At 70.6% G+C, this 24,663-nt stretch carries 24 protein-coding genes; 17 read left to right on the forward strand and 7 right to left on the reverse strand.

Annotated features, from left to right (window positions below):
• Positions 1-172: 172 nt before the first annotated feature.
• Together AB7E03_RS00990 and AB7E03_RS00995 are read right to left on the reverse strand one after the other, a co-directional pair.
• Complete coding sequence (locus tag AB7E03_RS00990; protein ID WP_489938467.1) at positions 173-937, reverse strand: glycosyltransferase family 2 protein; 765 nt, start codon at positions 935-937, stop codon at positions 173-175.
• 9 nt (positions 938-946) lie between these two features.
• Positions 947-2,422, reverse strand: coding sequence for a DNA-3-methyladenine glycosylase 2 family protein (locus tag AB7E03_RS00995; RefSeq protein ID WP_489942839.1), 1,476 nt, complete (start codon positions 2,420-2,422; stop codon positions 947-949).
• A gap of 194 nt (positions 2,423-2,616) precedes the next feature.
• Between AB7E03_RS00995 and AB7E03_RS01000 the strand changes: the two genes are divergently transcribed.
• Positions 2,617-4,014 carry an FAD-binding oxidoreductase gene (locus tag AB7E03_RS01000; protein WP_489938469.1) on the forward strand — a complete coding sequence of 466 codons (1,398 nt, stop codon included), beginning with the start codon at positions 2,617-2,619 and terminating at the stop codon, positions 4,012-4,014.
• Between the two features lie 190 nt (positions 4,015-4,204).
• Entirely contained in the window at positions 4,205-4,579 is a 375-nt protein-coding gene (locus AB7E03_RS01005; RefSeq protein WP_441782752.1) for an FKBP-type peptidyl-prolyl cis-trans isomerase, read from the forward strand.
• Positions 4,580-4,657: 78 nt separating this feature from the next.
• On the opposite strand, the gene AB7E03_RS01010 is transcribed toward AB7E03_RS01005, so the two are convergent.
• Positions 4,658-5,098 (reverse strand): carboxymuconolactone decarboxylase family protein, encoded by a 441-nt coding sequence (locus tag AB7E03_RS01010; protein ID WP_489938472.1) that lies wholly within the window; start codon positions 5,096-5,098, stop codon positions 4,658-4,660.
• Positions 5,099-5,178: 80 nt separating this feature from the next.
• Here AB7E03_RS01010 and pdxR point away from each other — a divergent pair, with 80 nt between their 5' ends.
• From pdxR to AB7E03_RS01035, 5 genes are all read left to right on the forward strand, one after another.
• Positions 5,179-6,648 (forward strand): MocR-like pyridoxine biosynthesis transcription factor PdxR, encoded by a 1,470-nt coding sequence (gene pdxR, locus AB7E03_RS01015; RefSeq protein WP_489938474.1) that lies wholly within the window; start codon positions 5,179-5,181, stop codon positions 6,646-6,648.
• A 7-nt stretch (positions 6,649-6,655) separates the two neighbouring features.
• On the forward strand, positions 6,656-7,255 hold the full coding sequence (locus tag AB7E03_RS01020) for an acyl-CoA-like ligand-binding transcription factor (RefSeq protein WP_489938476.1): 600 nt from the start codon (positions 6,656-6,658) through the stop codon (positions 7,253-7,255).
• Positions 7,256-7,319: 64 nt separating this feature from the next.
• Positions 7,320-8,087 carry a VOC family protein gene (locus tag AB7E03_RS01025; RefSeq protein ID WP_489938478.1) on the forward strand — a complete coding sequence of 256 codons (768 nt, stop codon included), beginning with the start codon at positions 7,320-7,322 and terminating at the stop codon, positions 8,085-8,087.
• 133 nt (positions 8,088-8,220) lie between these two features.
• The gene (gene rpsO, locus AB7E03_RS01030) at positions 8,221-8,490 is read left to right on the forward strand and encodes a 30S ribosomal protein S15 (protein WP_441782747.1); all 270 of its coding nucleotides are present in this window, start codon (positions 8,221-8,223) and stop codon (positions 8,488-8,490) included.
• 143 nt (positions 8,491-8,633) lie between these two features.
• Entirely contained in the window at positions 8,634-10,511 is a 1,878-nt protein-coding gene (locus AB7E03_RS01035; RefSeq protein WP_489938480.1) for a family 43 glycosylhydrolase, read from the forward strand.
• 3 nt (positions 10,512-10,514) lie between these two features.
• On the opposite strand, the gene AB7E03_RS01040 is transcribed toward AB7E03_RS01035, so the two are convergent.
• Positions 10,515-11,696 carry a low temperature requirement protein A gene (locus tag AB7E03_RS01040; protein ID WP_489938482.1) on the reverse strand — a complete coding sequence of 394 codons (1,182 nt, stop codon included), beginning with the start codon at positions 11,694-11,696 and terminating at the stop codon, positions 10,515-10,517.
• 18 nt (positions 11,697-11,714) lie between these two features.
• Between AB7E03_RS01040 and AB7E03_RS01045 the strand changes: the two genes are divergently transcribed.
• From AB7E03_RS01045 to AB7E03_RS01055, 3 genes are all read left to right on the forward strand, one after another.
• Positions 11,715-12,137 (forward strand): VanZ family protein, encoded by a 423-nt coding sequence (locus AB7E03_RS01045; RefSeq protein ID WP_489938484.1) that lies wholly within the window; start codon positions 11,715-11,717, stop codon positions 12,135-12,137.
• A gap of 18 nt (positions 12,138-12,155) precedes the next feature.
• Complete coding sequence (locus AB7E03_RS01050) at positions 12,156-12,914, forward strand: fructosamine kinase family protein (protein WP_489942840.1); 759 nt, start codon at positions 12,156-12,158, stop codon at positions 12,912-12,914.
• A 310-nt stretch (positions 12,915-13,224) separates the two neighbouring features.
• Positions 13,225-15,516, forward strand: a complete 2,292-nt coding sequence (locus AB7E03_RS01055) for a polyribonucleotide nucleotidyltransferase (RefSeq protein ID WP_489938486.1) — start codon at positions 13,225-13,227, stop codon at positions 15,514-15,516.
• 71 nt (positions 15,517-15,587) lie between these two features.
• Here the strand turns inward: AB7E03_RS01055 and AB7E03_RS01060 are convergent, their stop codons facing one another.
• A complete protein-coding gene (locus AB7E03_RS01060; RefSeq protein WP_489938488.1) occupies positions 15,588-16,052 on the reverse strand; it encodes an Lrp/AsnC family transcriptional regulator in 465 nt (154 codons plus the stop codon).
• A gap of 184 nt (positions 16,053-16,236) precedes the next feature.
• Between AB7E03_RS01060 and pdhA the strand changes: the two genes are divergently transcribed.
• Genes pdhA through AB7E03_RS01075 form a run of 3 tightly spaced genes read left to right on the forward strand, consistent with a single transcriptional unit; the run spans position 16,237 to position 19,753 of the window.
• Entirely contained in the window at positions 16,237-17,412 is a 1,176-nt protein-coding gene (gene pdhA / locus AB7E03_RS01065; protein WP_489938490.1) for a pyruvate dehydrogenase (acetyl-transferring) E1 component subunit alpha, read from the forward strand.
• Positions 17,409-18,419: an alpha-ketoacid dehydrogenase subunit beta gene (locus AB7E03_RS01070; RefSeq protein ID WP_489938492.1), complete on the forward strand. Its 1,011-nt coding sequence runs from the start codon at positions 17,409-17,411 to the stop codon at positions 18,417-18,419. Before pdhA ends, AB7E03_RS01070 begins: the two co-directional genes overlap by 4 nt.
• Positions 18,419-19,753: a dihydrolipoamide acetyltransferase family protein gene (locus AB7E03_RS01075; protein WP_489938494.1), complete on the forward strand. Its 1,335-nt coding sequence runs from the start codon at positions 18,419-18,421 to the stop codon at positions 19,751-19,753. Before AB7E03_RS01070 ends, AB7E03_RS01075 begins: the two co-directional genes overlap by 1 nt.
• Positions 19,754-19,878: 125 nt before the next feature.
• Here AB7E03_RS01075 and dapD read toward each other — a convergent pair whose 3' ends face one another.
• Positions 19,879-20,871: a 2,3,4,5-tetrahydropyridine-2,6-dicarboxylate N-succinyltransferase gene (dapD, locus tag AB7E03_RS01080; RefSeq protein ID WP_489938496.1), complete on the reverse strand. Its 993-nt coding sequence runs from the start codon at positions 20,869-20,871 to the stop codon at positions 19,879-19,881.
• A 17-nt stretch (positions 20,872-20,888) separates the two neighbouring features.
• On the opposite strand from dapD, the gene dapE reads away from it, so the two are divergent.
• From dapE to AB7E03_RS01095, 3 genes are all read left to right on the forward strand, one after another.
• A complete protein-coding gene (dapE, locus tag AB7E03_RS01085; protein WP_489938498.1) occupies positions 20,889-21,986 on the forward strand; it encodes a succinyl-diaminopimelate desuccinylase in 1,098 nt (365 codons plus the stop codon).
• Positions 21,955-23,220, forward strand: coding sequence for a hypothetical protein (locus AB7E03_RS01090; RefSeq protein ID WP_489938500.1), 1,266 nt, complete (start codon positions 21,955-21,957; stop codon positions 23,218-23,220). Before dapE ends, AB7E03_RS01090 begins: the two co-directional genes overlap by 32 nt.
• Before the next feature lie 68 nt (positions 23,221-23,288).
• Positions 23,289-23,462: a DUF3117 domain-containing protein gene (locus AB7E03_RS01095; protein WP_018190460.1), complete on the forward strand. Its 174-nt coding sequence runs from the start codon at positions 23,289-23,291 to the stop codon at positions 23,460-23,462.
• 82 nt (positions 23,463-23,544) lie between these two features.
• On the opposite strand, the gene AB7E03_RS01100 is transcribed toward AB7E03_RS01095, so the two are convergent.
• Positions 23,545-24,177 (reverse strand): O-methyltransferase, encoded by a 633-nt coding sequence (locus tag AB7E03_RS01100; RefSeq protein WP_441782734.1) that lies wholly within the window; start codon positions 24,175-24,177, stop codon positions 23,545-23,547.
• 97 nt (positions 24,178-24,274) lie between these two features.
• Here AB7E03_RS01100 and AB7E03_RS01105 point away from each other — a divergent pair, with 97 nt between their 5' ends.
• Complete coding sequence (locus AB7E03_RS01105; RefSeq protein ID WP_489938503.1) at positions 24,275-24,637, forward strand: twin-arginine translocase TatA/TatE family subunit; 363 nt, start codon at positions 24,275-24,277, stop codon at positions 24,635-24,637.
• The last annotated feature ends 26 nt before the right edge of the window (positions 24,638-24,663 follow it).

The raw sequence follows: 24,663 nt of genomic DNA on the forward strand, positions 1-24,663 counted from the left end.
CGGGGATGCGCATCCCAGCCGAACCGGCGGCCGCGTCACCTCGGCCTCCTCCCGCTATCGAAGGAGATTCGACCGCAACGGCGCCGAATCTCCTTCACCACTGCCTTACGTCGGAGATGGGAGCGGTCTCATCCTTCGATACGCCACATACGCGTGCGCGGTGGCCGTCGGGTCAGGCGACGGCTTCCGGGGCGTCGCGCTCCTGCTCGTGCGCCTGGCGCCGCCGCGCGATCCGCCGCCGCCACGGCGACTGGTCGGGAAGGTGCATGCTCAGCGTCGTATACGCCCAGCGCAGGCGCCGGCCGAAGCCCTTCCACGTGGAGAACGGGCGCGCCGAGATTCCGACGGTGAGCCGCTCGTCGTAGCGCACGATCGTCTCGAGCCCGAGGTGGAAGGAGAGGTCGAGGTCGTCGTGGATGTCGCTGCGGTCGCGGTGCACCCGCTCCCGTGCCTGCAGCCAGACGTCGCGGCGCATGGCGAAGTTGGAGCCGAACACGGGCGGGTTGCCGAGCCACAGTCCCATCGACCAGAAGTAGCCGCCGATGTAGAGGACCTGTCCGAGTCCGGCGACGACTGTGCCGCCGTCATAGAACACGCCCGGGCCTGTCAGCACGCCCACCTCCGGAGCGTCGAGGAGCTCGGCTTCGATGTGCAGCAGCCAGTCGGCGGGCGGGCGCGAGTCCGCGTCGAGGCGGGCGATGATGTCGCCGATGGCGGCGTCGTAGCCAGTGGATGCGGCCGGCCAGATGCCGCGGTGCGGCTGCTCCACGACGCGCGCGCCGGCAGCGCGGGCGACGGCCGCGGTGTCGTCGGTGCTGCCGTTGTCGACCACGACGATCTCGTCCGGCGGCCGCAGCTGCGCGGCGAGGTCGGCGAGGCAGCGCCCCAGCATCTCGGCGTCGTCGAGGGCTGGGATCACGACGGACACGGTTGGCACCTCGCGATCCTACGCTCCCGGCACCCTCCACAGATGCAGCCCCGCGTAGCTCCGCCACGGCGCCCACCGCATCCCGTATTCGCCGAGCGCGCGGGCCTCCGACGGCAGCCCCAGGCGCGCTGCACCCTGCCGGAGCGCGAGGTCGCCGGTGAGCAGGATGTCGGGGCTGCCGAGAACGCGGAGGGCGATGTATCCGGCGGTCCACGGTCCGATGCCGGGCAGGGCGAGCAGTCGCTGTTCGAGGTCGTCGCGCGACTCGCCCACGTCGATGACGAGGCGGCCTTCCGCGAGCGCTTCGGCGATGCCGATGATCGCATCGACGCGGCGGGCGGGTCCGCGGAGCACCTCGCGGCCGCGTTCGGCGATCGCGGCGGAGGTCGGGAACAGCCGGGTGAAGCCGCCGTCCCCTCCGGGCCCAGAGCCGCCTCCGGGCACGGGAAGGGCGATCGGCTCGCCGAGCGCTTCGGTGACGCGGGTGAGGGCGGTGCGGGCTGCTGCGACGGAGATCTGCTGACCGATCATCGCCCGGTAGACGATCTCCTCCGCATCCACAGCGCCAGGGACGCGGAGGCCGGGGGAGGCGACGACGCTCGGCGCGAGCGCGGGGTCGGCCGCGAGGACGGCGTCGATCGCCTCGGCGTCGGCGTCGAGGTCGAGGAGGCGGCGCACGCGCGCCACGAGCGGCGCGAGGTCGGCGATGTCGGCGAGGGCGGCGTCGCATTGGACCGCCGGCGCGCCGGCGGTTCCGGTGAGCGCCAATCGGACGGCCGCCGGTCCGTGCGGCAGCCTTAGCGTCCTGGCGTACACCGAGCCTCCCGCGTCTGCGGTCTCCATGCCGTCGATCGCGCGGGCCGCCAGGAATCCGAGGACGGAGGCTCCGTCGAACGGCGCCCGGGCAGGCAGCCGCAGGCTCAGGGTCACGGCCCCCGGTTCCCGGTGCGTCGCGGTTGGGGACCGCCGCGCGGCGGCCCGGATCGCGCCGGGCGTCAGCCGGTAGACCTCCGCCATCGTCTCGTTGAACTGCCGGACGCTGCTGAATCCGGCCGCGAATGCCACATCGGTGATCGGGAGGTCCGTCCCGGTCAGGAGCAGCCGCGCCGTCTGGGCCCGGTGGGCGCGCGCCAGGGCGAGCGGTCCCGCACCGAGCTCGGCCGTCAGCACGCGGTTGAGGTGGCGCGTGGTGTAGCCCAGGCGATGGGCGAGGCCGGGAACGCCCTCCCGCTCCACGGTCCCGTCCGCGATCAGCCGCATCGCGCGGGCGGCGAGGTCGTCGCGCACGTTCCACTGCGGTGAGCCGGGGACGGCATCCGGGAGGCAGCGCTTGCACGCCCGCAGCCCCGCTTCGTGCGCGGCGGCGGCGGTGAGGTAGAAGCTGACGTTGCCGGGTTTCGGCGTGACGGCCGGGCAGCTGGGACGGCAATAGATGCCGGTCGAGTGCACCCCGGTGATGAACTGGCCGTCGAAGCGTGAGTCGCGGGCGCTCATCGCCCGGTACCGTTCGGCGAAGACCGGGTCGGCGAGCGGACCCGGGGCCTGCGCCTGCGCCGGCTCCGCCGCGTTCGGGATGCTGTGCTCGAGGGTGGTCATACCCCCAGCGTGTCACCCGCCGGTGACATCCGATAGCGGAAATCGGACATCACCCGGCGCTCGACTGTCCGGCCGCTCGCTAGCCTGGAGCCATGGATGTTCTGGACTGGCTCGCAGCCGCGCTCGACGCCGAGGGCGACAGGGATGGGGTGCTCACGACCGACCCCGCCCTACTCGACGTGGCACGCACGGACCGGTCCGGCTGGATCGCGGCAGGCACGCCGCTCGCCATCGTCAACGCACGCTCGGTCGCCCACGTGCAGGCGACCCTGCGGGCGGCCAGCGAGTTCCGCATCCCCGTCGTCCCGCGCGGTGCCGGCACGGGCCTCGCCGGCGGCGCAAACGGCACGGACGGGTCGATCGTGCTGGACGTGTCGGCGATGAACCGCATCGTCGAAATCTCGGCAGAGGACCAGCTCGCGGTGATCGAGCCGGGCGTCGTCAACAGCGACCTGAACGCGGCGCTTGCGCCGTACGGCCTGTTCTTCGCCCCTGACCCCGCGAGCAAGGCGATCTCCACCGTCGGGGGCAACATCGCGACGAACGCAGGCGGCCTGCTGTGCGCGAAGTACGGGGTGACCCGGGAGGCGGTCCTGGGACTCGAGGTCGTGCTGGCCGACGGACGCCTCCTGCGCACCGGCCACCGCACGGTGAAGGGAGTGACCGGGTACGACCTGACGGCGCTGTTCGTCGGGTCGGAGGGCACCCTCGGGGTCATCGTCGGCGCCACCGTGAGCGCGCAGCCGATCCCGCCGGGCGAGCCCGTCACCCTGGGCGCGCTGTTCGCCGACGTGCGCGCGGCCGCCGCGGCGTCCGCCCGGATCACCGCCGCGCAGCTGCGCCCTGCGGTGATGGAGCTGCTCGACGCCCCGGCCCTGGAGCGCATCTCGGCCTACCTCGGCGCCGAACAGATCGAGGAGGCCTTCGGCGCGAGCGCCGGAGCCGCCTACCTGCTCGTCCAGTTCGACGGTCCCACGGCGGCAGCGGACGCCGCCGCGGCGGGCGACCTGCTGACGGAGGGCGGCGGCACGGTCCGCGTCGCCGCCGACGCGGAGGAGGGGGAGCGGCTCCTCTCGCTGCGGCGCGCCTTCCATCCCGCCCTCGCCTCCTCCGGCGAAGTCCTGATCGAGGATGTGGCGGTGCCGCGATCCCGGATGCCCGAGATGTTCGACGCGATCGGGCGCATCTCGCAGAAGTACGGCATCCCGATCCCGACCGTCGCGCACGCCGGCGACGGCAACCTGCACCCCAACTTCGTCTACACGGGAGACACGGTGCCGGACGCGGTGTGGGATGCGGCGAACGATCTGTTCAGGACCGCGATCGAGCTGGGCGGCACGCTGACTGGTGAGCACGGCGTCGGGGTGCTCAAGCGACGCTGGCTGGCGGACGAGCTCGGGCCCGACTCGTACGAGCTCCAGGTGAAGCTGAAGTCGGTGTTCGATCCGCTCGGCATCCTCAACCCCGGCAAGGTCTTCGGGGGCCGTTAACAGACTCGACCCCCGGTGGTGCGGCGTTGCCTGCAGCGCTCCCGGGGGATCGAGTTATGGCTTAAGAATGCTCCTGCGCTTCAGCGAGCGCAACCCCTGAATCGCTCCGGCACGAATCGCCGCGCGCACGCGGCTGCGCGCTGAGCGAACGGGCTTTGACGCGGCACCGTCGCACCGGTTGGATGGTCCCATGGCAGAGAACACCAACCAGAAGCCCGAAGTCGACGCCCCCGAAGGGCCGGCTCCCGAGACGCTCGAGATCGTGGACATCGTCGAGGGTACGGGTCCCGCGGCCACCGCAGGCTCGAAGGTCGACGTGCACTACCTCGGCGTCGAGTACGAGACCGGCGAGGAGTTCGACTCCTCCTGGAGCCGCGGACAGTCGATCAACTTCCCGCTGAACAACCTCATCAAGGGCTGGCAGGAGGGCATCCCCGGCATGAAGGTCGGCGGACGCCGCAAGCTCACCGTCCCGCCGGCGCTCGCGTACGGCCCGGTGGGCGGCGGTCACCCGCTCTCCGGCAAGACCCTCATCTTCGTGATCGACCTGCTCGGCGTCAGCTGAGAGTTCGTTCCGGTTCAGAAGCGCTCCCTCGGCAACGGCCGGGGGAGCGCTTCGTCGTCGAGGCCTTCGGCACCCCGTTCAGAGGCTCGGCGGCTGCATCCGGGTCGGGATGGCGATGCGGTTCCACACGTTGATGGTCGCGATCGCGAGCAGCAGGTTCGCGAGCCCCTCGTCGCCGAACTCGGCGAGGGCGCGGGCATAGAGCTCGTCGGAGACACCATCCTCGTGGATGAGCGTCACCGCCTCCGTGAGTTCGAGCGCCGTGCGCTCCCGGTCGGTGAACCACGGCGACTCACGCCAGGCGGAGACGGCGAACACCTTGCGGAGCGGAACTCCGCGGCCCTGAAGGTCTACCGAGTGCATGTCGACGCAGTAGGTGCAGCCGTTGACCTGCGACGCGCACAGCTTGATGAGGTCGCCGAGGGGCTCCTCGAGCTTCGTTCCGATGTAGCCGTCGAGGTTGATCACCTTGCGGTAGCCCTCGGGGACGAGGGACGGGACCTGGATTCGTTCTGTCATGTCTTCACGGTACGAAGCGGATTGGCGGTGGGTAAGCTCCAATCGGAGTGATTCCGACCAGACCATTCGAAAGGTCCATCGTGGATGTGCATGTCGCCATCGGGGGACGCGGCGACCGCGCCGACCGCATCTACCGTCAGCTGCGCGATGCGGTGCTCGACGGCCGTCTGCGCCGCGGGGAGCGCCTCCCGGCGACCCGCGAGCTCGCCGAGCGGTTGCAGGTGTCACGCTCGACCGTGTCCACCGCCTACGAGCGACTGACCGCGGAGGGGTACCTCAGGGCGCGGGTCGGCGCGGGCACCTTCGTCGCCTACACGGGCGTTCGCGGTCCGATCGCGCGCTCGGCTCGGTCGGCCCGATCGGCCGGCGCCGCGCGACCCGCGGCACCCTGGCGCGACCTCGAAGATCCGCTCTGGACCGAACCGCGCCCGATCGCCTACGACTTCAGCGTCGGTGCACCGGATCCGTCCCTCTTCCCGCTGGAGACCTGGCGGCACTACGTCACGGCCGAAATTCGGGGCGGATTCGTCCGGTCGGCCCAGTACGCCGACCCGGCGGGGGTCGAACGGCTGCGCGAGGGCATCGCACGGCACCTCGGCCTCGCCCGCTCGGTCGATGCGACCGCCGACGACGTGGTCGTCACGAACGGCGCCCAGCAGGCCTTCGACCTCATCGCGCGCGTGCTGCTCCGGCCGGGCGATGCGGTCGCCGTCGAAGACCCCGGCTACCCGCCGGTGCGGCAGCTTTTCGAGACCACCGGCGCACGCGTCATCCCGGTGCCGGTGGACGAGTACGGCCTCCGCGTCGACCTGCTCCCGCCGGTGCGGCTCGTCTACGTGACGCCGTCGCACCAGTTCCCCCTCGGCGGCGTGCTGCCGCTGGAGCGCAGGGTGGCGCTTCTGGAATGGGCGTCCCGGAACGACGCCGTCGTCATCGAGGACGACTACGACAGCGAGTACCGCTTCGGCTCGCGCGCGCTCGACCCTCTTCAACGACTGGATGCGGACGGGCGCGTCGTCTACGTCGGCACGTTCTCCAAGACCATGGCCCCGGCGCTGCGCCTTGGCTTCGTCGTCGCCCCGCCCGGCCTCCTCCCGGCCCTGCGTCAGGCCAAGCGGCTGACCGACTGGCACAACGACGTGGTGACGCAGCGGGCGATGGCTCGCTTCCTCGACTCGGGCGGGTTCGCCCGCCACGTGCGGGCGGCAACGCGGGTCTACGAGGAGCGGCACGAGGTCCTGTCCCGCACGGTCGGCGAAACGCTTCCGGGGCTCACCCTCGTGCCGTCGGCGGCCGGGCTGCACCTCGCCCTCCTCGCCGATCCGGCTGCGAGCGACTTCGACGGCGCGCGGGTCGCCGAACGCGCGGCCGTCGCGGGCGTCTCGGTCCAGCCGGTCTCCCGCTTCCGCGCGGGTTCCGGGGCCGGAACGGACGGCCTCCTGCTCGGATTCGGCGGCATCCCGGTCGAGCAGCTCCCGGACGGCCTGCGCATCCTCGCCCAGGCGGTCGGACGCGAGCACGCGTCGCACGTCGAGAATCCGGTGCCATGATCGGAGGATGACCTCGTCAGCCCCGCCCGTCGACCCTCCTCGCCGCGGGCGCCCGGCAGACGTCGATCCGGAGCGGGTCGCTCTGCTCGCGCTGCGGCACTTCGACGAGCACGGGTACGAGCAGACGACGATGGATGACATCGCCAGGCTCGCCGGGATCGGCCGGCGGACGCTGTTCCGCTACTTCCCGAGCAAGCCGGCGCTCGTCTGGGGCGGCCTCGAACCCGTGGTGGGCCGATTGCACGACGTGCTGGATGCTGCGGGCGACGACGAGCCGGTGCGCGACGTGCTCGCCCGGGCGATCAGCGAATCGCTGACCCTCACGCCCGACGCACGAGAGGCCACCCGGCGGCGGTTGACACTCATGGGCACGCATCCGGCTCTGGTCGGATTCGGGCTGACGGCGGTCGCCGCGAACCGAGGCATGCTGGTCGGCTTCCTCGCCCGACGGCTGGGGGAGGACCCGGACGGCTTGCGCGTGCAGGTGCTCGCGGACGCCCTGGGCTCCGCCAACTTCTCCGCGCTGCTGTGGTGGGCGCGCAACGACGCCGGGCCGCCGGCCGAGGTCGTGATCGCGGCGATGGATGTGGTGCTGCGCGGGATTTGACGGACCGCCGGCGGCCGCAGCATCCCTCTAGAGCGGGCAACCCGCGGGCGAGTAGGTTGTGCCCATGCCGATCGAAGACGCATTCCCGCAGGGCACGCCGGTCTGGATCGACCTGCAGAGTGCCGACCCGCCCGCCGCGGCCACCTACTACCGGTCGCTGTTCGACTGGGAGGTGTCGCCGCCGTCCGCGGACTCCGGCGGCTTCTCGCTCGCCAGCGGACGCGGCGTCCCCATCGCGGCGCTCGGCCCGCTGCCATCGGACGACGTGCCGACGACCTGGACCGTCTACTTCTCGGTCGACGACCTGGAGGCTGCTTCCACAGCCGCAACGGACGCCGGCGGTTCGGTGCTGCTGGAGCCGGGGGAGCCGGTCCCGGGCATCCGCCTCGCGATCGTCGCCGACCCAGCAGGCGCCGTCTTCGGCCTGTGGCAGCGGAAGGAGCCGGGCGACCCGTGGCTGCGCGACGAGCCGGGCGCCGTGGACTGGCTGGAGCTGGTCGCCTCCGATCCCGCCTCCACGTTCCCGTTCTACGAGTCCGTGCTGGGCGTCGGCATCAGCGAGATGCGGGTCGGTTCCGAGCCGTACGGGCTGTTCGACGTCGGTCCGACCAGCGTCGCGGGTGCCTATCGCTCCGACGGTGCGGACCCGGCGCACTGGCTGGTGTACTTCAACGTCGCCGACCTGGATGCCGCGATCGTGCGTGCGACGGAACTCGGTGGCACCCTCCGCACCGAGCCGCTGTCCGCTCCAGGCGTCGGCCGCTGGGCCGAGATCGTGGACCCGCAGGGCGCCGGTTTCGCGTTGCTGGAGCCGGAACCAGAGCCTTCCTGACCGCTTACCGCGCGGGAGATCCGCCCTCCCGGCTCTGGTAGACTCTTCCAGTTGCCGTCGAACGGCCGCGGATCAAGAGAGCCCAGGCATACGGCCCCGGGCACCGCGCAACGAGCAGAAAGGGGATCCCTCTATGGCGCTGGATGCAGACACCAAGAAGGCGATCATCGATGAATACGCTACCCACCCCGGTGACACCGGATCCCCCGAGGTCCAGGTCGCGATCCTGACCAAGCGGATCAAGGATCTGACCGAGCACCTCAAGGAGCACAAGCACGACCACCACTCGCGTCGTGGCCTGCTGCTGCTCGTGGGTCAGCGTCGTCGTCTGCTGGGCTACCTGGCAGACATCGACATCAGCCGTTACCGCTCGCTCATCGAGCGTCTCGGCCTTCGTCGCTAGTCATCGATCGACTCCGCGAACTTCTTACGGACGGGCCGTCACCTTCGGGTGGCGGCCCGTTTTTGCGCGTTTGAACTCTTTTCTTCGGCTTTACAGCGCTGTAGCGTGTGACGCACATCACCACTCGAAGGGGAGCTGCGGTCATGCGTCATGGGTTCACGGGGGTCATCTCGGCGGTTACAGCGCTGGCGCTCGGCGTCGCCATACCGGCGGTCATAGCGCCCGCTTCGACCGCCGCGACGGTGTCGCAGTCTGCGTCCCCGTCCGTCTCGCAGACGGCGCGGGCCACGTACAGCAACCCGCTGAAGCTGGATCTCGGCAACGGCAAGGCCGCCGAGCAGTGCGCCGACCCTGACGTCATCCGCTCGCGCGACGCCGCGGATCCCGCCTGGTACCTGTACTGCACGCGCGACGTCATCGACTCGTCGCTGCGCAACCCCGACGGATCGCTCGTCTTCTCCAGTATCCCGTCGTACCGCTCCACCGACCTGGTGCACTGGACCTTCGTGGGTGAGGCGCTGCCCACGCGGCCGGCGTGGATCGGCAACGGCGACATGTGGGCGCCCGACGTCGCGTACGTTGGCGGCCGCTACCTGCTCTACTACACCGCCACGAACACCATCACGCCGGGCGGCGGGTCGGCGATCGGGGTCGCGACCAGCAGCAGTCCGGCGGGGCCGTGGGTGGATTCGGGCGGACCGGTCGTCGAGCCGATGCCGGCGCCCGGCAGCACCGACCCGAACGACCGCCGCTGGGTCTACGACCCCGAGCTGCTCACGGTCGGCGGCCAGAACTACCTCTACTTCGGCAGCTACTACGGCGGACTGTCCGTGCGCCGCGTGAGCGCCGACGGCCTGCACTCCGACCCGGCCAGCCAGGTGCAGGTCGCCACCCCGAACCGGTACGAGGGCACGCACATCATCCAGCACGGCGGGTACTTCTACCTGCTCGGCTCGGCGACCAACTGCTGCAACGGGCCGCTGACGGGCTACGGAGTCTTCGCCGGCCGCTCGGCCTCGCCGAGAGGGCCGTTCGTCGACCGCACCGGTGCGTCGCTGCTCGACGCGCGCGTCGGCGGCACGCCGGTGCTGCACCAGAACGGCAACCGGTGGGTGGGACCTGGCCACGTCACCAGCGCCGTCGATGCGACCGGCCAGGAGTGGATGCTGTACCACGCCGTCGACCGCACCGACCCGTACGTGGCCGGGGCCGGCACGTACACCAAGCGCCCCGTGCTGATGGATCCGCTGGACTGGAAAGACGGCTGGCCGGTCGTCCGCGGGGGAGCCGGACCGTCGGACAGTCCGCAGCCCGCGCCGACGGTCGTGGCCGGGCAGCCGGCCGCCTACCGGCCCACCTTCGTGGAGTTGCCTGCCCGCGGACCGAAGCTTCCGGCGTACTCGGATGAGTTCGGCGGACACGGGATGGACGCGGCCTGGACCTGGCTGCGCGACCCGGGCGCATCCACCCGGTCGGTCTCCGGCGGCGCGCTGCACTGGCAGATGCAGCAGGCCGACCTCGGACCGGACGCCGGTGCAGCGGGGCTTCCGCTTCGGGCGCTCCCGAGCGGTGACTACACCGTCGAGACACGGGTCTCGACGACGGTGCCGCGCTCCGGATGCTGCCAGAACTACGCCCAGGGCGGCCTGGTGATCTACCAGGACGACGCCGACTTCGTGAAGCTCGCCGTGACCTCCATCTGGGAGACCCGGCAGACGGAGTTCGGCAAGCGCGAGACGCCCGAGGGCCCGGGCTATCCCGCCTACGGCAACTCGGTCGGCGGCCCGGTCGGAGAATGGACGACGCTGCGGCTGGTCAGAACTCACAGCGCCACCGAGAACCTCTACACCGCGTTCACCAGCGCCGACGACGGCGCAACGTGGGATCAGGCGGGAACCTGGACGACTCCGCTCTCGGCGACACCGCCCCGGCTGGGACTCGTCTCGATGGCGGCCGCCGGGTTCACGTCGACGTTCGATTACGTGCGGGTGTACGCGGCGCCTCGCGGCCACAGCGGGTGACGCTCAGCGGTGCTCGCGGCCCGCGACCGCCTTGTCGATCAGGGTGACCGCCACCAGCGCGGCCGCGACGAGCGCGATCCCGATGGTCACCCCGACCAGCCCGATCACGGGCGAGGCGAGAGGCAGCAGCAGCACCAGCGCGATGGCGGCGGCGGTCTTGAGCGGCCGGACCACCACCTCCTCGACGAGCGGAGCGTGGAGCACATAGAGCATGAAGAAGAAGATCGCGACCGGGACCGCGATCGCATACTCGACGGCCGTGCTCGACACCTCCGAGTGCGCCGCGCCCGCCTGCACCGCCACCTCCAGCCCGGCACCGAGCGCGGCGAGGGAGGCGAACACGAAGTAATGCCCGTAGCCCCAGTAGAACGAGCGGTTGCGGCGTGACCGCAGCCCCTCGGCAGCGGGCTCCAGGAAGTACAGCCACCAGAGCGCGAAGAGCAGGACGAGCCCGGCGACCGCGATCCAGACCAGCGCCGCGGAGAAGCCGGACTCCTTCAGAGCGTTCTGCACCCCGATGGCCGAGGCGGAGACCGACTCGCCGAGCACGATGATCGTGAACAGGCCGTACCGCTCGGCGATGTGGTGCGGGTGCCAGCTGGTCATTCCGGGCCGCTCCGCCCAGAGTGGCACGGCGAGCTCGAGGGCGGCTCCCAGCGCGAACAGGCCGATGGCGACCTCTGACGGGATGAATCCCCACGCCACCCACAGCAGTTGCACGGCGGCGATGCCGACCGCATACCGGATCGCCGTCTTGCGGCCCTGCGGATACTCGACGGCCGCGCGGATCCACTGCCCGATCAGCGCCAGTCGCATGATCAGATAGCCGACGATGATCGCGGCGAAGTTCTCGTGGTCGAAGGCCGCAGGAACGCCCGCCGCGAGGACGAGCACGCCGGCCATCTGCACGAGTGTCATCAGCCGGTAGGGCACGTCATCGGTGTCGTAGGCGGAGGCGAACCACGTGAAGTTCATCCACGCCCACCAGATCGCGAAGAACACCATCAGGTAGAACGGGAGCCGGTCGAGGATGTGCCCCTGCTCGCCGGCGTGCGCGAGCTGCCCGGCCACCTGGGCGATGGCGACGACGAAGGTGAGGTCGAACAGCAGCTCCAGCGGGCTGGAGACCCGGTGTCGCTCGTCGGTCGATCTCCCGGTCATCCGGGTGCGGAACGCACTGGTCATGTGCGCCAGCATAGGAGGATGCGCCGACGTGCCGTGCTTCCCGCCCTGATCGCCGTCTACCTGGCGGCGGTCGGCTGGATCACCCTGAACCCGGCGCCTGGCGATCCGTCGGGCAATCCGCTGCTGCGCGACCTGCTGCGCATCGTCTCCGGCATCCCCGGATTCGGCTGGGTGGACTACACCGTCGCCGAGTTCAGCGCCAACATCCTGCTGTTCGTCCCGCTCGGAGTGCTGTTCACCCTCCTCCTCGGCCGCTGGCGCTGGTGGCTGACGCTCGCGATCGGTGTCGCCACGACCCTGACCATCGAGTTCGTGCAGCTCTTCCTGCCCGCGCGCTTCACGGACGCGCGCGACCTCCTCGCCAACACGCTCGGCACCTTCGTCGGCATCGCCCTTGTCGCGCTCTTCTCCCGCCGCGGTCGCCCGAGCCGCGCTGGGTAGGGTGGCGGCGTGGAGACGGTGGTGAAGGAGCGCGTAGATGCGCCGGCGGGGTTCTTCGAGGCGGAGGCCGCGGGGCTGGCCTGGCTCGGCGCGGCGGAGGCCGACGGAGGAGCGCGCGTGGTGCGCGTCGCGGGCGTCCGCCCCGGACGCATCGAGCTCGAACGCATCCACGAGACCCGGCCGACTCCGGAAGCGGCGCGCGCGTTCGGCGCAGCGCTCGCCGTGACCCACGCCGCCGGAGCAGCAGCCTTCGGTGCGCCGCCGGACGGCTGGGACGGCCCCCTCTTCATCGGCAAGCGCCCGCTGCCGATCGCCCACGCGACCAGCTGGGGCCGTTTCTACGCCCGCGACCGGGTCGTCCCGTATCTGGAGATCGCGGTGGATGCGGGCAGCGTCACCGCGGCGCAGGTCCCCGTCATCCGCGAAGCGCTCGACCGGGTGGCGGCCGGCGACTTCGACGACGACGAGCCACCCGCGCGCATCCACGGCGACCTCTGGACGGGCAACCTGCTGTGGGATGCGCGGGGCACCGTGCTCATCGACCCGGCCGCGCACGGCGGCCACCGCGAGACCGACCTGGCGATGCTCGCGCTGTTCGGCGCGCCGCACCTCGAAGAGATCACTGCGGCCTACGACACCGCGCGGCCGCTGCGCGCCGGGTGGCGCGAGCGCATCTCGCTGCACCAGCTCCATCCGCTCGCGGTGCACGCCGCCGGCTATGGTCCGTCGTACGGACGCGCGCTGACCGACGCGGCCCGTGCGACGCTCGCGCTCTGATCGGCCCGTTCACGGCCCCCGCCTGATAGGATTGTCGGTGGTCGGCCGCGTGCCGTCCATCCAACTCAATACCGAGTCGGAACCCGGAGCAGGCTGGCAGGAGCTGGTCCTCGGTGGTGGTATCCGGATGCGCGAGGGCGCAACCGTGTATTTCTACTGATGGCCAGACGGGCTTAGCCCACGCACCCGCATGGGATGCCGCGTACACACGAATGTGTCGATCTGCCTGTTCCTGCTCCGGTGCTTTCAAACAGCACTGCTGAGTCGCGTCCACACGGGACAGCGACGTTAAACAAAGGAGACAGACCTCTTGGAAGGTCCTGAAATCAAGTACGCCGAAGCCGTTCTCGACAACGGCCGCTTCGGCACCCGCACCGTCCGGTTCGAGACCGGACGCCTCGCCCAGCAGGCGCAGGGCGCCGTCGCCGCCTACCTCGACGAGGAGACCATGCTGCTGAGCGCCACCAGCGCCAGCAAGCACCCGAAGGACAACTTCGACTTCTTCCCGCTGACCGTCGACGTCGAGGAGCGCTCGTACGCCGCCGGTAAGATCCCCGGCTCGTTCTTCCGCCGCGAAGGCCGCCCCTCCACCGAGGCGATCCTCGTGTGCCGCCTGATCGACCGCCCGCTGCGCCCGTCGTTCGTCGACGGCCTCCGCAACGAGGTCCAGATCGTCATCACCGTCCTGAGCATCGCTCCGGACGAGTTCTACGACGCGCTCGCCATCAACGCGGCCAGCCTGTCGACGCAGATCTCCGGTCTGCCGTTCTCCGGCCCGATCGCCGGTGTGCGCCTCGCGCTCATCCCCGGCAACGGCGCCCACGAGGACCAGTGGATCGCCTTCCCGAAGGCCGAGCAGCTGAAGGAGGCCGTGTTCGACCTCATCGTCGCCGGCCGCGTCCTCACCAACGAGGACGGCTCCGAGGGCGACGTCGCGATCATGATGGTCGAGGCGGAGGCGACCGAGAACAGCTGGAACCTCATCCAGGGCGGCGCCGTCAAGCCCAATGAGGAGATCGTCGCTCAGGGCCTCGAGGCCGCCAAGCCGTTCATCCGTCAGCTCGTCGGCGCGCAGAACGTCATCGCCGAGCAGGCCGCCAAGGCCATCGCGGACTACCCGGTGTTCCTGCCCTACTCGCAGGAGACCTACGACAACGTTGCGGGCCTCGCCTACGACGACCTGGTGAACGTCTACCAGATCGCCGACAAGATCGAGCGCCAGAACGCCGACGACGCCCTCAAGGAGCGCGTCAAGGTCGCTCTCACCGAGAAGGTGGAGGCCGGCGTGCTCCCCGCCGAGGTTCTTACCCAGTTCTCGGCCGCCTACAAGTCGGTCTCGAAGGTGGTCATGCGCGGCCGTGTGCTGCGCGAAGGCATCCGCATCGACGGCCGTGGCCTGACCGACATCCGTCCTCTCGACGCCGAGGTGCAGGTCATCCCGCGCGTCCACGGTTCGGCGATCTTCCAGCGCGGCGAGACCCAGATCCTGGGCGTCACCACCCTGAACATGCTCAAGATGGAGCAGCAGATCGACTCGCTGTCGCCGGTCACCAAGAAGCGCTACCTGCACCACTACAACTTCCCGCCCTACTCGACCGGTGAGACCGGCCGCGTCGGGTCGCCGAAGCGTCGCGAGATCGGGCACGGCTTCCTCGCCGAGCGCGCGCTCGTGCCGGTGCTGCCCAGCCGCGAGGAGTTCCCCTACGCGATCCGTCAGGTGTCCGAGGCTCTCGGCTCCAACGGCTCGACGTCGATGGGCTCCGTCTGCGCCTCGACCCTGTCCCTGCTGAACGCCGGTGTGCCGCTGCGCGCCCCGGTCGCCGGCATCGCCATGGGCCTGATCTCCGACGTCGTCGACGGTGAGACCCGCTACGCGGCGCTCACCGACATCCTGGGCGCGGAGGACGCGCTCGGCGACATGGACTTCAAGGTCGCCGGTACCAGCGAGTTCGTCACCGCGATCCAGCTCGACACGAAGCTCGACGGCATCCCGTCGTCGGTGCTCGCCGGCGCGCTGACGCAGGCGAAGGACGCGCGGACCACCATCCTGAGCGTGCTCAACGCCGCGATCGACCGTCCGGACGAGATGGCCCCGACCGCGCCCCGCGTGATCTCGGTCCAGATCCCGGTCGACAAGATCGGCGAGCTGATCGGCCCGAAGGGCAAGACGATCAACGCGATCCAGGATGAGACCGGCGCCGACATCTCCATCGAGGAGGACGGCACCGTCTACATCGGCGCCGTCGACGGCCCGTCGGCCGAGGCCGCTCGCGCCCAGGTGAACGCGATCGCGAACCCCACCAACCCGGAGGTCGGCGAGCAGTTCCTCGGAACCGTCGTCAAGATCGCCGCGTTCGGTGCGTTCGTCTCGCTGCTTCCGGGCAAGGACGGCCTGCTGCACATCTCCGAGGTCCGCAAGCTCGCCGGTGGCAAGCGTGTGGAGAACGTGGAGGACGTGCTCAGCGTCGGCCAGAAGGTCCTGGTCGAGATCACCAAGATCGACGACCGCGGAAAGCTGTCGCTCGCTCCGGTGATCGCCGAGGAGGCTGCTGCCGAGGCTCCGGCCGAGGCCGCCCCAGCCGAGGCTCCTGCCGAGGCGTAAGCTCTCACCCTCGCGAAGGCCGCGTCGACTCTGTCGGCGCGGCCTTCGTGCATCCCGGGGCGGTTGGCGCGTCAGGCGTCGCGGGTGAGCAGAGGTCGCAGGCGGTAGGGGATGAGTTCGCCCATGTCCAGGGAGGTCTCGGCGCGGTCGACGCCGTCGGTGGACTGGATGATGCCCGTGATCCGGAAGAGGTCCTCTGCGTCGACGCACACCACGCGCAGCAGCAGGTCCGACTGGCCGGAGAGCCCGTGCGCCTGCACGATCTCTGGGATGCCGGCGAGACTCTCGACGACTGCCGCCAGCCGCTGCTGCTGCACGTGCACGTTGACGAAGGCGGCGAGCGGGTAGCCGGCGACCCGCGCCGAGATGCGCCGCTCGAACGACAGGAAGGCGCCGCTCCGCTCCAGTTCCGCGACGCGCGCCTGCACCGTGTTTCGGCTGAGCCCGAGCCGGTCGGCGAGCGACACGTTGGTCGACCGTGGGTCGTCGGCGAGGGCCAGCAGGATGCGGCGGTCTGTGTTGTCGAAGCTGCGCATAGTGCGAAACTTAGCAGTCCGCTACGCGGCTGGATAGAGCATCCTGCTCGGTCGACACGCCGATGGTTGTGCGCGCTGATCCGGCAGCGTAGCCTTCCCACTAATTCCGGCAAGGAGGCCGGAAGCCGGTCGTGCGCGCCACAAGCAGCGCACACCGGGCGCGAGAGTGAAGGTTGCGTGAACCGTGACGATCGACAATCAGCCCGCCACCCGTCGGGGTGGCTCCCACACCGACCTCGGTTCCCTCGGTGAGCTGGGGCTCCACGACACCGGCCTCGGCGACCTCGACGTCGTCCGCCTCCTCGACGCCGACGGCGTCCGTCACGAGGACGACCGCTTCGACGCCTGGGTGTCCGACATCGGCACCGACCAGCTGGTCGCGCTGTACGAGGACATGCGCGTCATCCGCCGCATCGACTCGGAGGCGACCGCTCTGCAGCGCCAGGGCGAGCTGGGGCTGTGGCCTCCGCTGCTCGGGCAGGAGGCGGCGCAGATCGGGTCCGGCCGGGCGCTGCGCTCCGACGACTTCGTCTTCTCCAGCTACCGGGAGCACGGCGTGGCGTACTGCCGCGGCGCCGGCCTCGTCGATCTGCTGCGCGTCTGGCGCGGCACCACGCAGAGCGGCTGGAACCCGTACGACATCAACATGGCGACGCCGCAGGTCATCATCGGCGCGCAGACCCTTCACGCGACCGGCTACGCGCTCGGCATCCAGGCCGACGGGACGGATGCTGTTGCGGTCGCGTACTTCGGTGACGGCGCGACCAGCGAGGGGGATGTGAGCGAGGCCCTGATCTTCGCCGCGACCTACGCCGCGCCGGTGATCTTCTTCTGCCAGAACAACCAGTACGCGATCTCCGAGCCCGTCTCGTTGCAGGCGCAGCGTCCCATCGCCGACCGCGCCCCCGGCTTCGGCGTGCCGAGCGTCCGGGTCGACGGCAACGACGTCCTCGCCGTGCTCGCCGTCACTCGCGCCGCCCTCGACCGGGCGCGCAGCGGCGGCGGCCCGACGTTCATCGAGGCCGTGACTTACCGGATGGGTCCGCACACGACCGCCGACGACCCGACGCGTTACCGCGACGCGGCCGAGCTCGAGCAGTGGCGCGGCAAGGATCCGCTCTCGCGGGTGGAGGCGTACCTCGAGGCGCAGGGCGCGCTGACGGAGGAGCGCAGGACGGCGATCGCCGCCAAGGCCGACGCCGTCGCCGCCGAGATGCGCGCGGGGATCACGACCCTTGCCGACCCCGACCTGCTGAGCGTGTTCGACAACGTCTACGCCGAGCCGCACACCGGGATTGCCCGCCAGCGCGACCACTACTCGCGCTACCTGCGCACGTTCGTGGGGGGCGACAAGGGATGACGGCACTCACCATGGCCAAGGCCATCAACGCGGGTCTGCGCCAGGCGCTGGCCGGCGACGACCGCGTCGTCCTGATGGGGGAGGACATCGGCACGCTCGGCGGGGTCTTCCGCGTCACGGACGGCCTGCAGACCGAGTTCGGCCCGCGCCGGGTGATGGACTCGCCGCTGGCGGAGTCCGGGATCCTCGGCACCGCGGTCGGAATGGCGTACCGCGGGTACCGCCCGGTGGTCGAGATCCAGTTCGACGGATTCATTTATCCGGCTTTCGACCAGATCGTGAACCAGGTGGCGCGGATGCACTACCGCACCCAGGGTGCCGTGCGCATGCCGATCGTCATCCGGGTGCCGTTCGCCGGGGGCATCGGCTCGGCCGAGCACCACTCCGACTCGCCGGAGGCGTACTTCGCCCACACGGCCGGCTTGCGGGTGGTCAGCCCGTCCGATCCTCAGGATGCGTACACGCTCATTCAGCAGGCGATCGCGTCCGATGACCCCGTGCTGTTCTTCGAGCCGAAGCGCCGCTACCACGCCAAGGGCGAGGTGGATGAGGATGCTCCGCTCGCCGACGCGCGCCCGATGGGCACCGCCCGGGTGCTGACGCAGGGAACGGACGTGACGCTGGTCACGTACGGGGGACTCGTGCAACTGGCCCGGGATGCGGCCGTCGCCGCGTCCGACGAGGGCGTCTCCGTGGAGGTCATCGACCTGCGCTCGCTGTCGCCGCTCGACCTCGACACCGTGGTGGACTCGGTGAAGCGGACCGGCCGCCTGGTCGTCACGCACGAGGCCGCGCTGTCGGGCGGACTCGCAGCCGAGATCTCCGCCTCCATCACCGAGCGCTGCTTCTACCACCTGGAGCACGCGCCGGTGCGGGTGACCGGGCACGACATCCCGTACCCGCCTGCGCGGCTGGAGGCGGCGCACCTGCCGGACCTCGACCGCATCCTGGACGGCATCGACCGCGCCATGGACCGCCCGAACTCGCTCAGCGGGGTGGAGGACTGATGGCCGTCCGCGAGTTCGCTTTGCCCGATCTGGGTGAGGGTCTCACCGAGTCCGAGCTGGTCGCCTGGAAGGTGTCGGTGGGCGACACCGTCCAACTGAACCAGATCATCGCCGAGGTGGAGACCGCCAAGGCGCTGGTGGAGTTGCCGGCGCCGTACGACGGCCGCGTCTCGCGGCTCTTCGTGGAGCCCGGGGTGACGGTGGCGGTCGGGGAGCCGTTGGTCGCGTTCGAGGTGGATGCGGGGGAGAGCGTCGAGGAGGCGCCCGCGGCGCCGGCGGCCACGCCGTCCGCTCCGGCTGCTGCCGAGAAGGCCGAGCCGACGCTGGTCGGGTACGGCGCGCGGCCGGATTCAGCCGTGCGTCCCGCACGGAGGGCGCGACCCGGTCTGGCGCCCGTGCCGCGCACTGAGGTCGCCGCGAGTGGGGGCCCCGCGCCGGTCGCGCGCACGGCCCTCGCCGAGCGGCCGCGTGCGACCCCGCCGGTGCGCAAGTTCGCCCGCGAGCTCGGCGTCGACCTCGCCTCGGTCTCGGGATCGGGCGACCGCGGGCTCATCACCCGCAACGATGTGCAGGCGTATGCCGGTCAGCACGATGCGTCCGCGTCCGCACCCTCCGCGTCTCCGGTCGACGGATCGCGCGAGAAGCGCATTCCGATCCGCGGCGTCCGCAAGGCGACCGCTGAGGCGATGGTGCGGAGCGCGTTCGGGGCGCCCCAGGCGACGGTGTTCCTGACGCTGGATGTGACGGCCGCGATGCAGCTGTCGGCGCGGCTGCGCGCCCGGCCGGAGTTCGCCGAGACCCGGCCGGGACTGCTGGCGATCGTCGCCAAGGCGCTGCTGCTCGCGGTTCGACGCACGCCCGAGGTGAACTCGCGCTGGGACGAGGCCGCGAACGAGATCGTTCAGACCGAGTACGTGCACCTGGGGATCGCCGCGGCGACGCCGCGCGGGCTCATGGTCCCCGTCATCCGTGACGCCGACGGGCTCACGCTCGGCGGGATCGCGGGCGCGATCCGTCAGCTCGCCGAGACCGCGCGCGCCGGGCGAACGTCACCCGCCGAGCTCTCCGGCGGCACGATCACGATCACGAACGTCGGCGTGTTCGGCGTGGATGCGGGGACGCCGATCCTGACGCCGGGGGAGGCGGCCATCCTCGCCGTCGGCGCGGTCCGCCGTCAGCCGTGGGAGCACGAGGGCGGCATCGCGCTGCGCGAGGTGCTCACGCTCGCGCTGACCTTCGACCACCGCATCGTCGACGGCGAGCAGGCGTCGCGCTTCCTCGCCGACATCGGCCGCATCCTCACCGACCCCGCCTCCACCCTCGCGATGATCTGACTCCCGGCACCCCAGCCAACAGCTCCTGAGTTTTTCGCACGAAAACGCACGTGGAGGGCGAAAAACTCAGGAGCTGTTGGCTTGGGGCGACGGCGGGGGCGACGGCGGGGTCAGGCGTGGAGGGGTCAGGCGTGGAGGGCGGCGTTGAGTTCGACGGCGGCGCCGGCTCGGCGGAGCACCTCTACGGCCCCGGTGAGGGAGTTGCGGCGGAAGAGCAGGCCGGGCTGGCCGGACAGTTCCGCCGCCTTCACCGTGCGCGGGCGGCCGTCTGCGGTGGGTGCCTCGCCCACGACGACGACCTTCGTCCCGGCGGTCACGTAGAGCCCCGCCTCGACCACCGAGTCGTCGCCGATCGAGATCCCGATGCCGGAGTTGGCTCCCAGCAGCGCCCGCTCGCCGATGGAGACGCGGTGCGTGCCGCCACCCGACAGCGTCCCCATGATCGATGCGCCCCCTCCGACGTCCGAGCCGTCGCCGACGACGACGCCCTGCGAGATGCGGCCCTCGACCATCGAGGTGCCGAGCGTGCCGGCGTTGAAGTTGACGAATCCCTCGTGCATGACCGTCGTGCCCGGAGCGAGGTGCGCGCCGAGGCGCACGCGCGACGCGTCGGCGATGCGCACGCGCTCGGGAGTCACGTAGTCGAGCAGGCGCGGGAACTTGTCAATTCCGTACACCTGGATGCCGGCCCGCTGCAGCCGCGGACGCAGCCGGTCGAGGTCCGCCGGGTTCACCGGCCCGGCGTTGGTCCAGGCCACCGTCGGCAGATGCGCGAAGATGCCGTCGAGCTCCAGACCGTTCGGCTGCACCAGCAGGTGCGAGAGCAGGTGCAGGCGGAGGTAGGCGTCGGGCGTGGAGGCAGGAGGCGCATCCAGGTCGATCTCCACCGTCACGATGTCGACGCGGACGGCCCGTCGCGGGTCGTCTCCGGCCAGCTCCTCGAGCTCGGCCGGGGCGATCCAGCGGTCACGGCCGGCGGGCAGGGTGCCGAGCCGCGGTTCAGGGAACCACGTGTCGAGCACGGTGCCGTCGGCGGCCACGGTCGCGAGGCCGTAGCCCCACGCGGAGCGCTGCTCGGAGGTGGGCGCGGCGAAGCTGTTACGCACGTCGGAAGGCATGCCCCTAGGTTAGTAGGGTGCAGATCAGCAGCGTTCCCCTCGACCTCACCGCCTCGTCCATCGACCTGACGCGTCAGCTGTGCGACATCGAGTCCGTCTCCGGCAACGAGGGCACCCTGGCCGACGCGATGGTGGCCGCGCTCAGCTCCTTGCCGCGCCTCGAGGTGATCCGGGATGGCGACGCCATCGTCGCCCGCACGAACCTCGGCCGTGAGCGCCGCGCCCTGATCGCCGGGCACATCGACACCGTGCCGCTGAACAACAATCTGCCCACGCGATTCGAGGAGCACGACGGCATCCGCTACCTCTGGGGGCGCGGCACAGTGGATATGAAGGCCGGCGTCGCCGTGCAGCTGAAGCTTGCCGCCGAGCTCACCGACCCAGCCGTCGACGTGACGTGGATGTGGTACGACCACGAAGAGGTCAACGCCGAGCTGAACGGCCTCGGTCGCCTCGCCCGCAAGCGTCCTGACCTGTTCGTCGGCGACTTCGGCATCCTCGGTGAGCCGAGCAACGGCGTCGTCGAGGGAGGCTGCAACGGCAACCTCCGCGTCGAGGTCCGCACCTACGGCCTGCGTGCGCACTCGGCGCGGGGCTGGGTGGGCGACAACGCGATCCACAAGGCCGCGCCGATCCTCGACATCCTCGCCGCCTACCAGCCCCGCGAGGTGGAGGTCGACGGGCTCGTGTACAAGGAGGGCCTGAACGCGGTCGGCATCTCCGGGGGAGTGGCGGGCAACATCATCCCCGACGAGTGCATGGTGCACATCAACTACCGGTTCGCGCCGTCCCGCAGCTCGCAGGAGGCCATCGAGCACATGCACGAACTGTTCGGCGATTACGAGATCACGGTGGTCGACCGGGCAGACGGTGCGCGCCCGGGGTTGGATGCTCCACTCGCGCAGGAGTTCGTCGCCGCCGTCGGCGGGGTGGCCAAGCCGAAGTACGGGTGGACGGATGTCGCCCGGTTCAGCGCCCTCGGCATCCCGGCGGTCAACTACGGTCCCGGCGACCCGCTGAAGGCGCACGCCGACGACGAGCGCGTCGACGTGGAGCAGATCGTGGCGGTCGAGGAGGGTCTGCGTGCCTGGCTCACGGGTGCCGGCTCCCGCTGACACCGACGCGGGTCTGCGGACGGACGACACTGCCGTCGGCGGCCGCGGTCCCTGGTGGACGCTGTGGTGGGTGCGCGTCATCGCGATCTACCTCGCCTCCCGCGTCGTCACGACCGTCATCCTCCTGAGCTTCGCCGCCGGCGAGGGGAAGAACGCCTGGACCAGCGCAGCGCCCGACTACTTCTCGTTCGCGAACCTGTGGGACGGCCGCTGGTACGAGATCGTCGCCGGCTATGGCTATCCCGCCTCCCTCCCGGTCGGTACCGACGGCCATGTCGTGGAGAACGCCTGGGCGTTCCTGCCGGGGTACCCGGGCGTGGTGGACGCCGTCATGTTCATCACCCGGCAGCCGTGGCCGGTCGCCGCCGTGCTGGTGTCGTTGCTGGCGGGCGGTGGAGCGGCCCTCGTCTTCCATCAGCTCATGCGACGGGTAGGGCTCGGCGCCTCCACGAGCCTCTTCGCAGTGGTGCTGTTCTGCGTCTCGCCGGTCTCGCCGCTCTTCCAGGTCGCCTACGCGGAGTCGCTGTACCTGCTGCTCCTGGCCACGGCGCTGCTGCTGCTCGTCGAGCGGCGGTACGGCTGGCTCTTCCCGGTCGTCCTCGCCATGGCGTTCACCCGGCCGTCGGGGCTCGCCTTCGCGCTGGCGCTCGTCCTGCACGTCGGATACCGGTGGCTGCGGCGCCGCGATGACCCGTACCCCGTGCGCGAGCGCGTGCTGAGCGCTTCGCTCGCGGTGTTCAGCGGCCTGGCGGGACTGGCGTGGCCGGCGATCGCCGCGGTCGCGACAGGCTCGTGGAGCGCCTACACGGACACCGAACTCGCCTGGCGGGCACCCTACATCGGCTACACGCACCTGCTGCCGTTCGCGCCGTGGTTCCAGGGCGCCGACTGGTGGGCGAGCTCGATGCTCGGCATCCCTGGCTGGGTGGGCGTCGTCGCGCTGGTCGTCATCGTGGCGCTGTTCGGCATCCTGCTGTTCTCTCCGGCGGTGAAGCGTTTGGGTGTCGACCTGCGGTTCTGGATCGCCGCGTACTCGCTGTACCTCTTCGCTGTGTTCTTCCCGCAGTCCAGCACGTTCCGGCTGCTCATGCCCCTGTTCCCACTGCTCGGAGCCCTCGCGCTGCCGCGCGGACGGATCTACCGGGTGGGGATGGTGGTGCTCTTCGTGGCCTTGCAGATCGGTTGGGTGGCGATCTGCTGGACGATCGACGGATACGACTGGTCACCTCCGTGATACCGACGATTTCCGCACGTCGGCAACGATGTCGGATAATAGAAGGACATCCACGAAAGGGGAGCTGCATGGCGGCCATGAAGCCGAGGACCGGGGACGGCCCGATGGAGGCTGTGAAGGAGGGACGGCTCATCATCGTGCGTGTGCCGCTCGAAGGTGGGGGAAGACTTGTGGTCTCCGTCAATGACGCGGAAGCCAAGGAGTTGCACGACGCACTCGCGAGTGTGGTGACCTCCGCCTGATTCGCCTTACGCCCGATTCAGTTGGGCTGAGAAGGGCCCCGATCGAAAGCGATCGGGGCCCTTCTCGCGCATGTCGGCGCCCTCAGGGCGCGAGCTTGGTGATCTGCAGCAGGCCCTCGCCGGCGGGCGAGAGCGCGCTGATGACCGCTCCCGACGCCGAGGTCTCGGTGATCAGGGTCCGGAAGCCGGTGGCGAGCTCGTCCCGCGCTGCGGGATCGGAGACGCGGCCTCTCCACAGCGCGCGGGCAACGAGCACCGTGCCGCCGGGTCGCACGAGACGCAGGCCGTGCTCGACGTACTCGATCACCGACTGGGGGTCGGCGTCGATGAAGACGATGTCGTAGGAGTTCTCGTTCATCCGGGGGAGCACCTCGAGCGCGCGGCCCGGGATGAGACGCACGCGGTTCGAGGGGACGCCCGCCTCGGTGAAGAACGCCCGCGCGTGCTGCTGGTACTCCACCTCTACGTCGATGGAGGTCAGCTGCGCCTCCGCGACGCCGGTGAGGAGCCACAGCCCCGAGACGCCGACTCCGGTGCCGATCTCGATGATGTTCTCGGCACGCGTGGCCGCGACCACGACAGCCGCCTGCGCGCCGGTCGCCGGCGAGAGGGGTTCGATGCCGAGTTCGAGCGACTGCTGCCTGGCCCGCGCGATGACCTCGGTCTCGACGACGACGTCGTCGGCGAATCTCCAGTTCGAGTCCTTGTCTGACACAGTGCTCCCGTCGATCGACCGCGTTTCGTGGTCAACTCCGAGGATACGGTCGGCTCACCCGGCATCCGTGCAGGCACCGCCGCGATACCCTGGAAAGGTGCTCGGGCTGACCTTCGACAAGCTGCTGATCGTGGCGGTGATCGCTGCGTTCGTCATCGGCCCTGAGCGCCTGCCCGCCTACGCCGCGAAACTCGGTTCGCTGGTCCGTTCGCTCCGCGACTTCGCGAACGGCGCGAAAGACCGCATGCGCGACGAGATGGGCCCCGAGTTCGACGACGTCGACTGGAAGAAGCTCGATCCGCGGCAGTACGATCCGCGGCGGATCATCCGGGAAGCGCTGCTGGAGGATGCGCCGGCGCCCGCCGGTGCGATCAAGCCGGTGACGCAGTCGGCGTACGCGCAACGAAAGATGCCGCTGACCGCTGGCGCGATTCCGCCGTTCGACACAGAGTCCACCTGAGGCGGCGCGGCGCGCGGGGGCGCGCA

Source organism: Leifsonia sp. RCC_180, from assembly GCF_058138205.1.

What these genes read in the sequence shown, in the direction of transcription:
- AB7E03_RS00995 (WP_489942839.1), bottom strand. Translation starts at nt 2,422, where the DNA reads ATGAGCGCCCGCGACTCACGCTTCGACGGCCAGTTCATCACCGGGGTG.
- AB7E03_RS01000 (WP_489938469.1), top strand. Translation starts at nt 2,617, where the DNA reads ATGGATGTTCTGGACTGGCTCGCAGCCGCGCTCGACGCCGAGGGCGAC.
- AB7E03_RS01005 (WP_441782752.1), top strand. Translation starts at nt 4,205, where the DNA reads ATGGCAGAGAACACCAACCAGAAGCCCGAAGTCGACGCCCCCGAAGGG.
- AB7E03_RS01010 (WP_489938472.1), bottom strand. Translation starts at nt 5,098, where the DNA reads ATGACAGAACGAATCCAGGTCCCGTCCCTCGTCCCCGAGGGCTACCGC.
- AB7E03_RS01020 (WP_489938476.1), top strand. Translation starts at nt 6,656, where the DNA reads ATGACCTCGTCAGCCCCGCCCGTCGACCCTCCTCGCCGCGGGCGCCCG.
- AB7E03_RS01025 (WP_489938478.1), top strand. Translation starts at nt 7,320, where the DNA reads ATGCCGATCGAAGACGCATTCCCGCAGGGCACGCCGGTCTGGATCGAC.
- rpsO (WP_441782747.1), top strand. Translation starts at nt 8,221, where the DNA reads ATGGCGCTGGATGCAGACACCAAGAAGGCGATCATCGATGAATACGCT.
- AB7E03_RS01035 (WP_489938480.1), top strand. Translation starts at nt 8,634, where the DNA reads ATGCGTCATGGGTTCACGGGGGTCATCTCGGCGGTTACAGCGCTGGCG.
- AB7E03_RS01040 (WP_489938482.1), bottom strand. Translation starts at nt 11,696, where the DNA reads ATGACCAGTGCGTTCCGCACCCGGATGACCGGGAGATCGACCGACGAG.
- AB7E03_RS01045 (WP_489938484.1), top strand. Translation starts at nt 11,715, where the DNA reads ATGCGCCGACGTGCCGTGCTTCCCGCCCTGATCGCCGTCTACCTGGCG.
- AB7E03_RS01060 (WP_489938488.1), bottom strand. Translation starts at nt 16,052, where the DNA reads ATGCGCAGCTTCGACAACACAGACCGCCGCATCCTGCTGGCCCTCGCC.
- AB7E03_RS01070 (WP_489938492.1), top strand. Translation starts at nt 17,409, where the DNA reads ATGACGGCACTCACCATGGCCAAGGCCATCAACGCGGGTCTGCGCCAG.
- AB7E03_RS01075 (WP_489938494.1), top strand. Translation starts at nt 18,419, where the DNA reads ATGGCCGTCCGCGAGTTCGCTTTGCCCGATCTGGGTGAGGGTCTCACC.
- dapD (WP_489938496.1), bottom strand. Translation starts at nt 20,871, where the DNA reads ATGCCTTCCGACGTGCGTAACAGCTTCGCCGCGCCCACCTCCGAGCAG.
- AB7E03_RS01095 (WP_018190460.1), top strand. Translation starts at nt 23,289, where the DNA reads ATGGCGGCCATGAAGCCGAGGACCGGGGACGGCCCGATGGAGGCTGTG.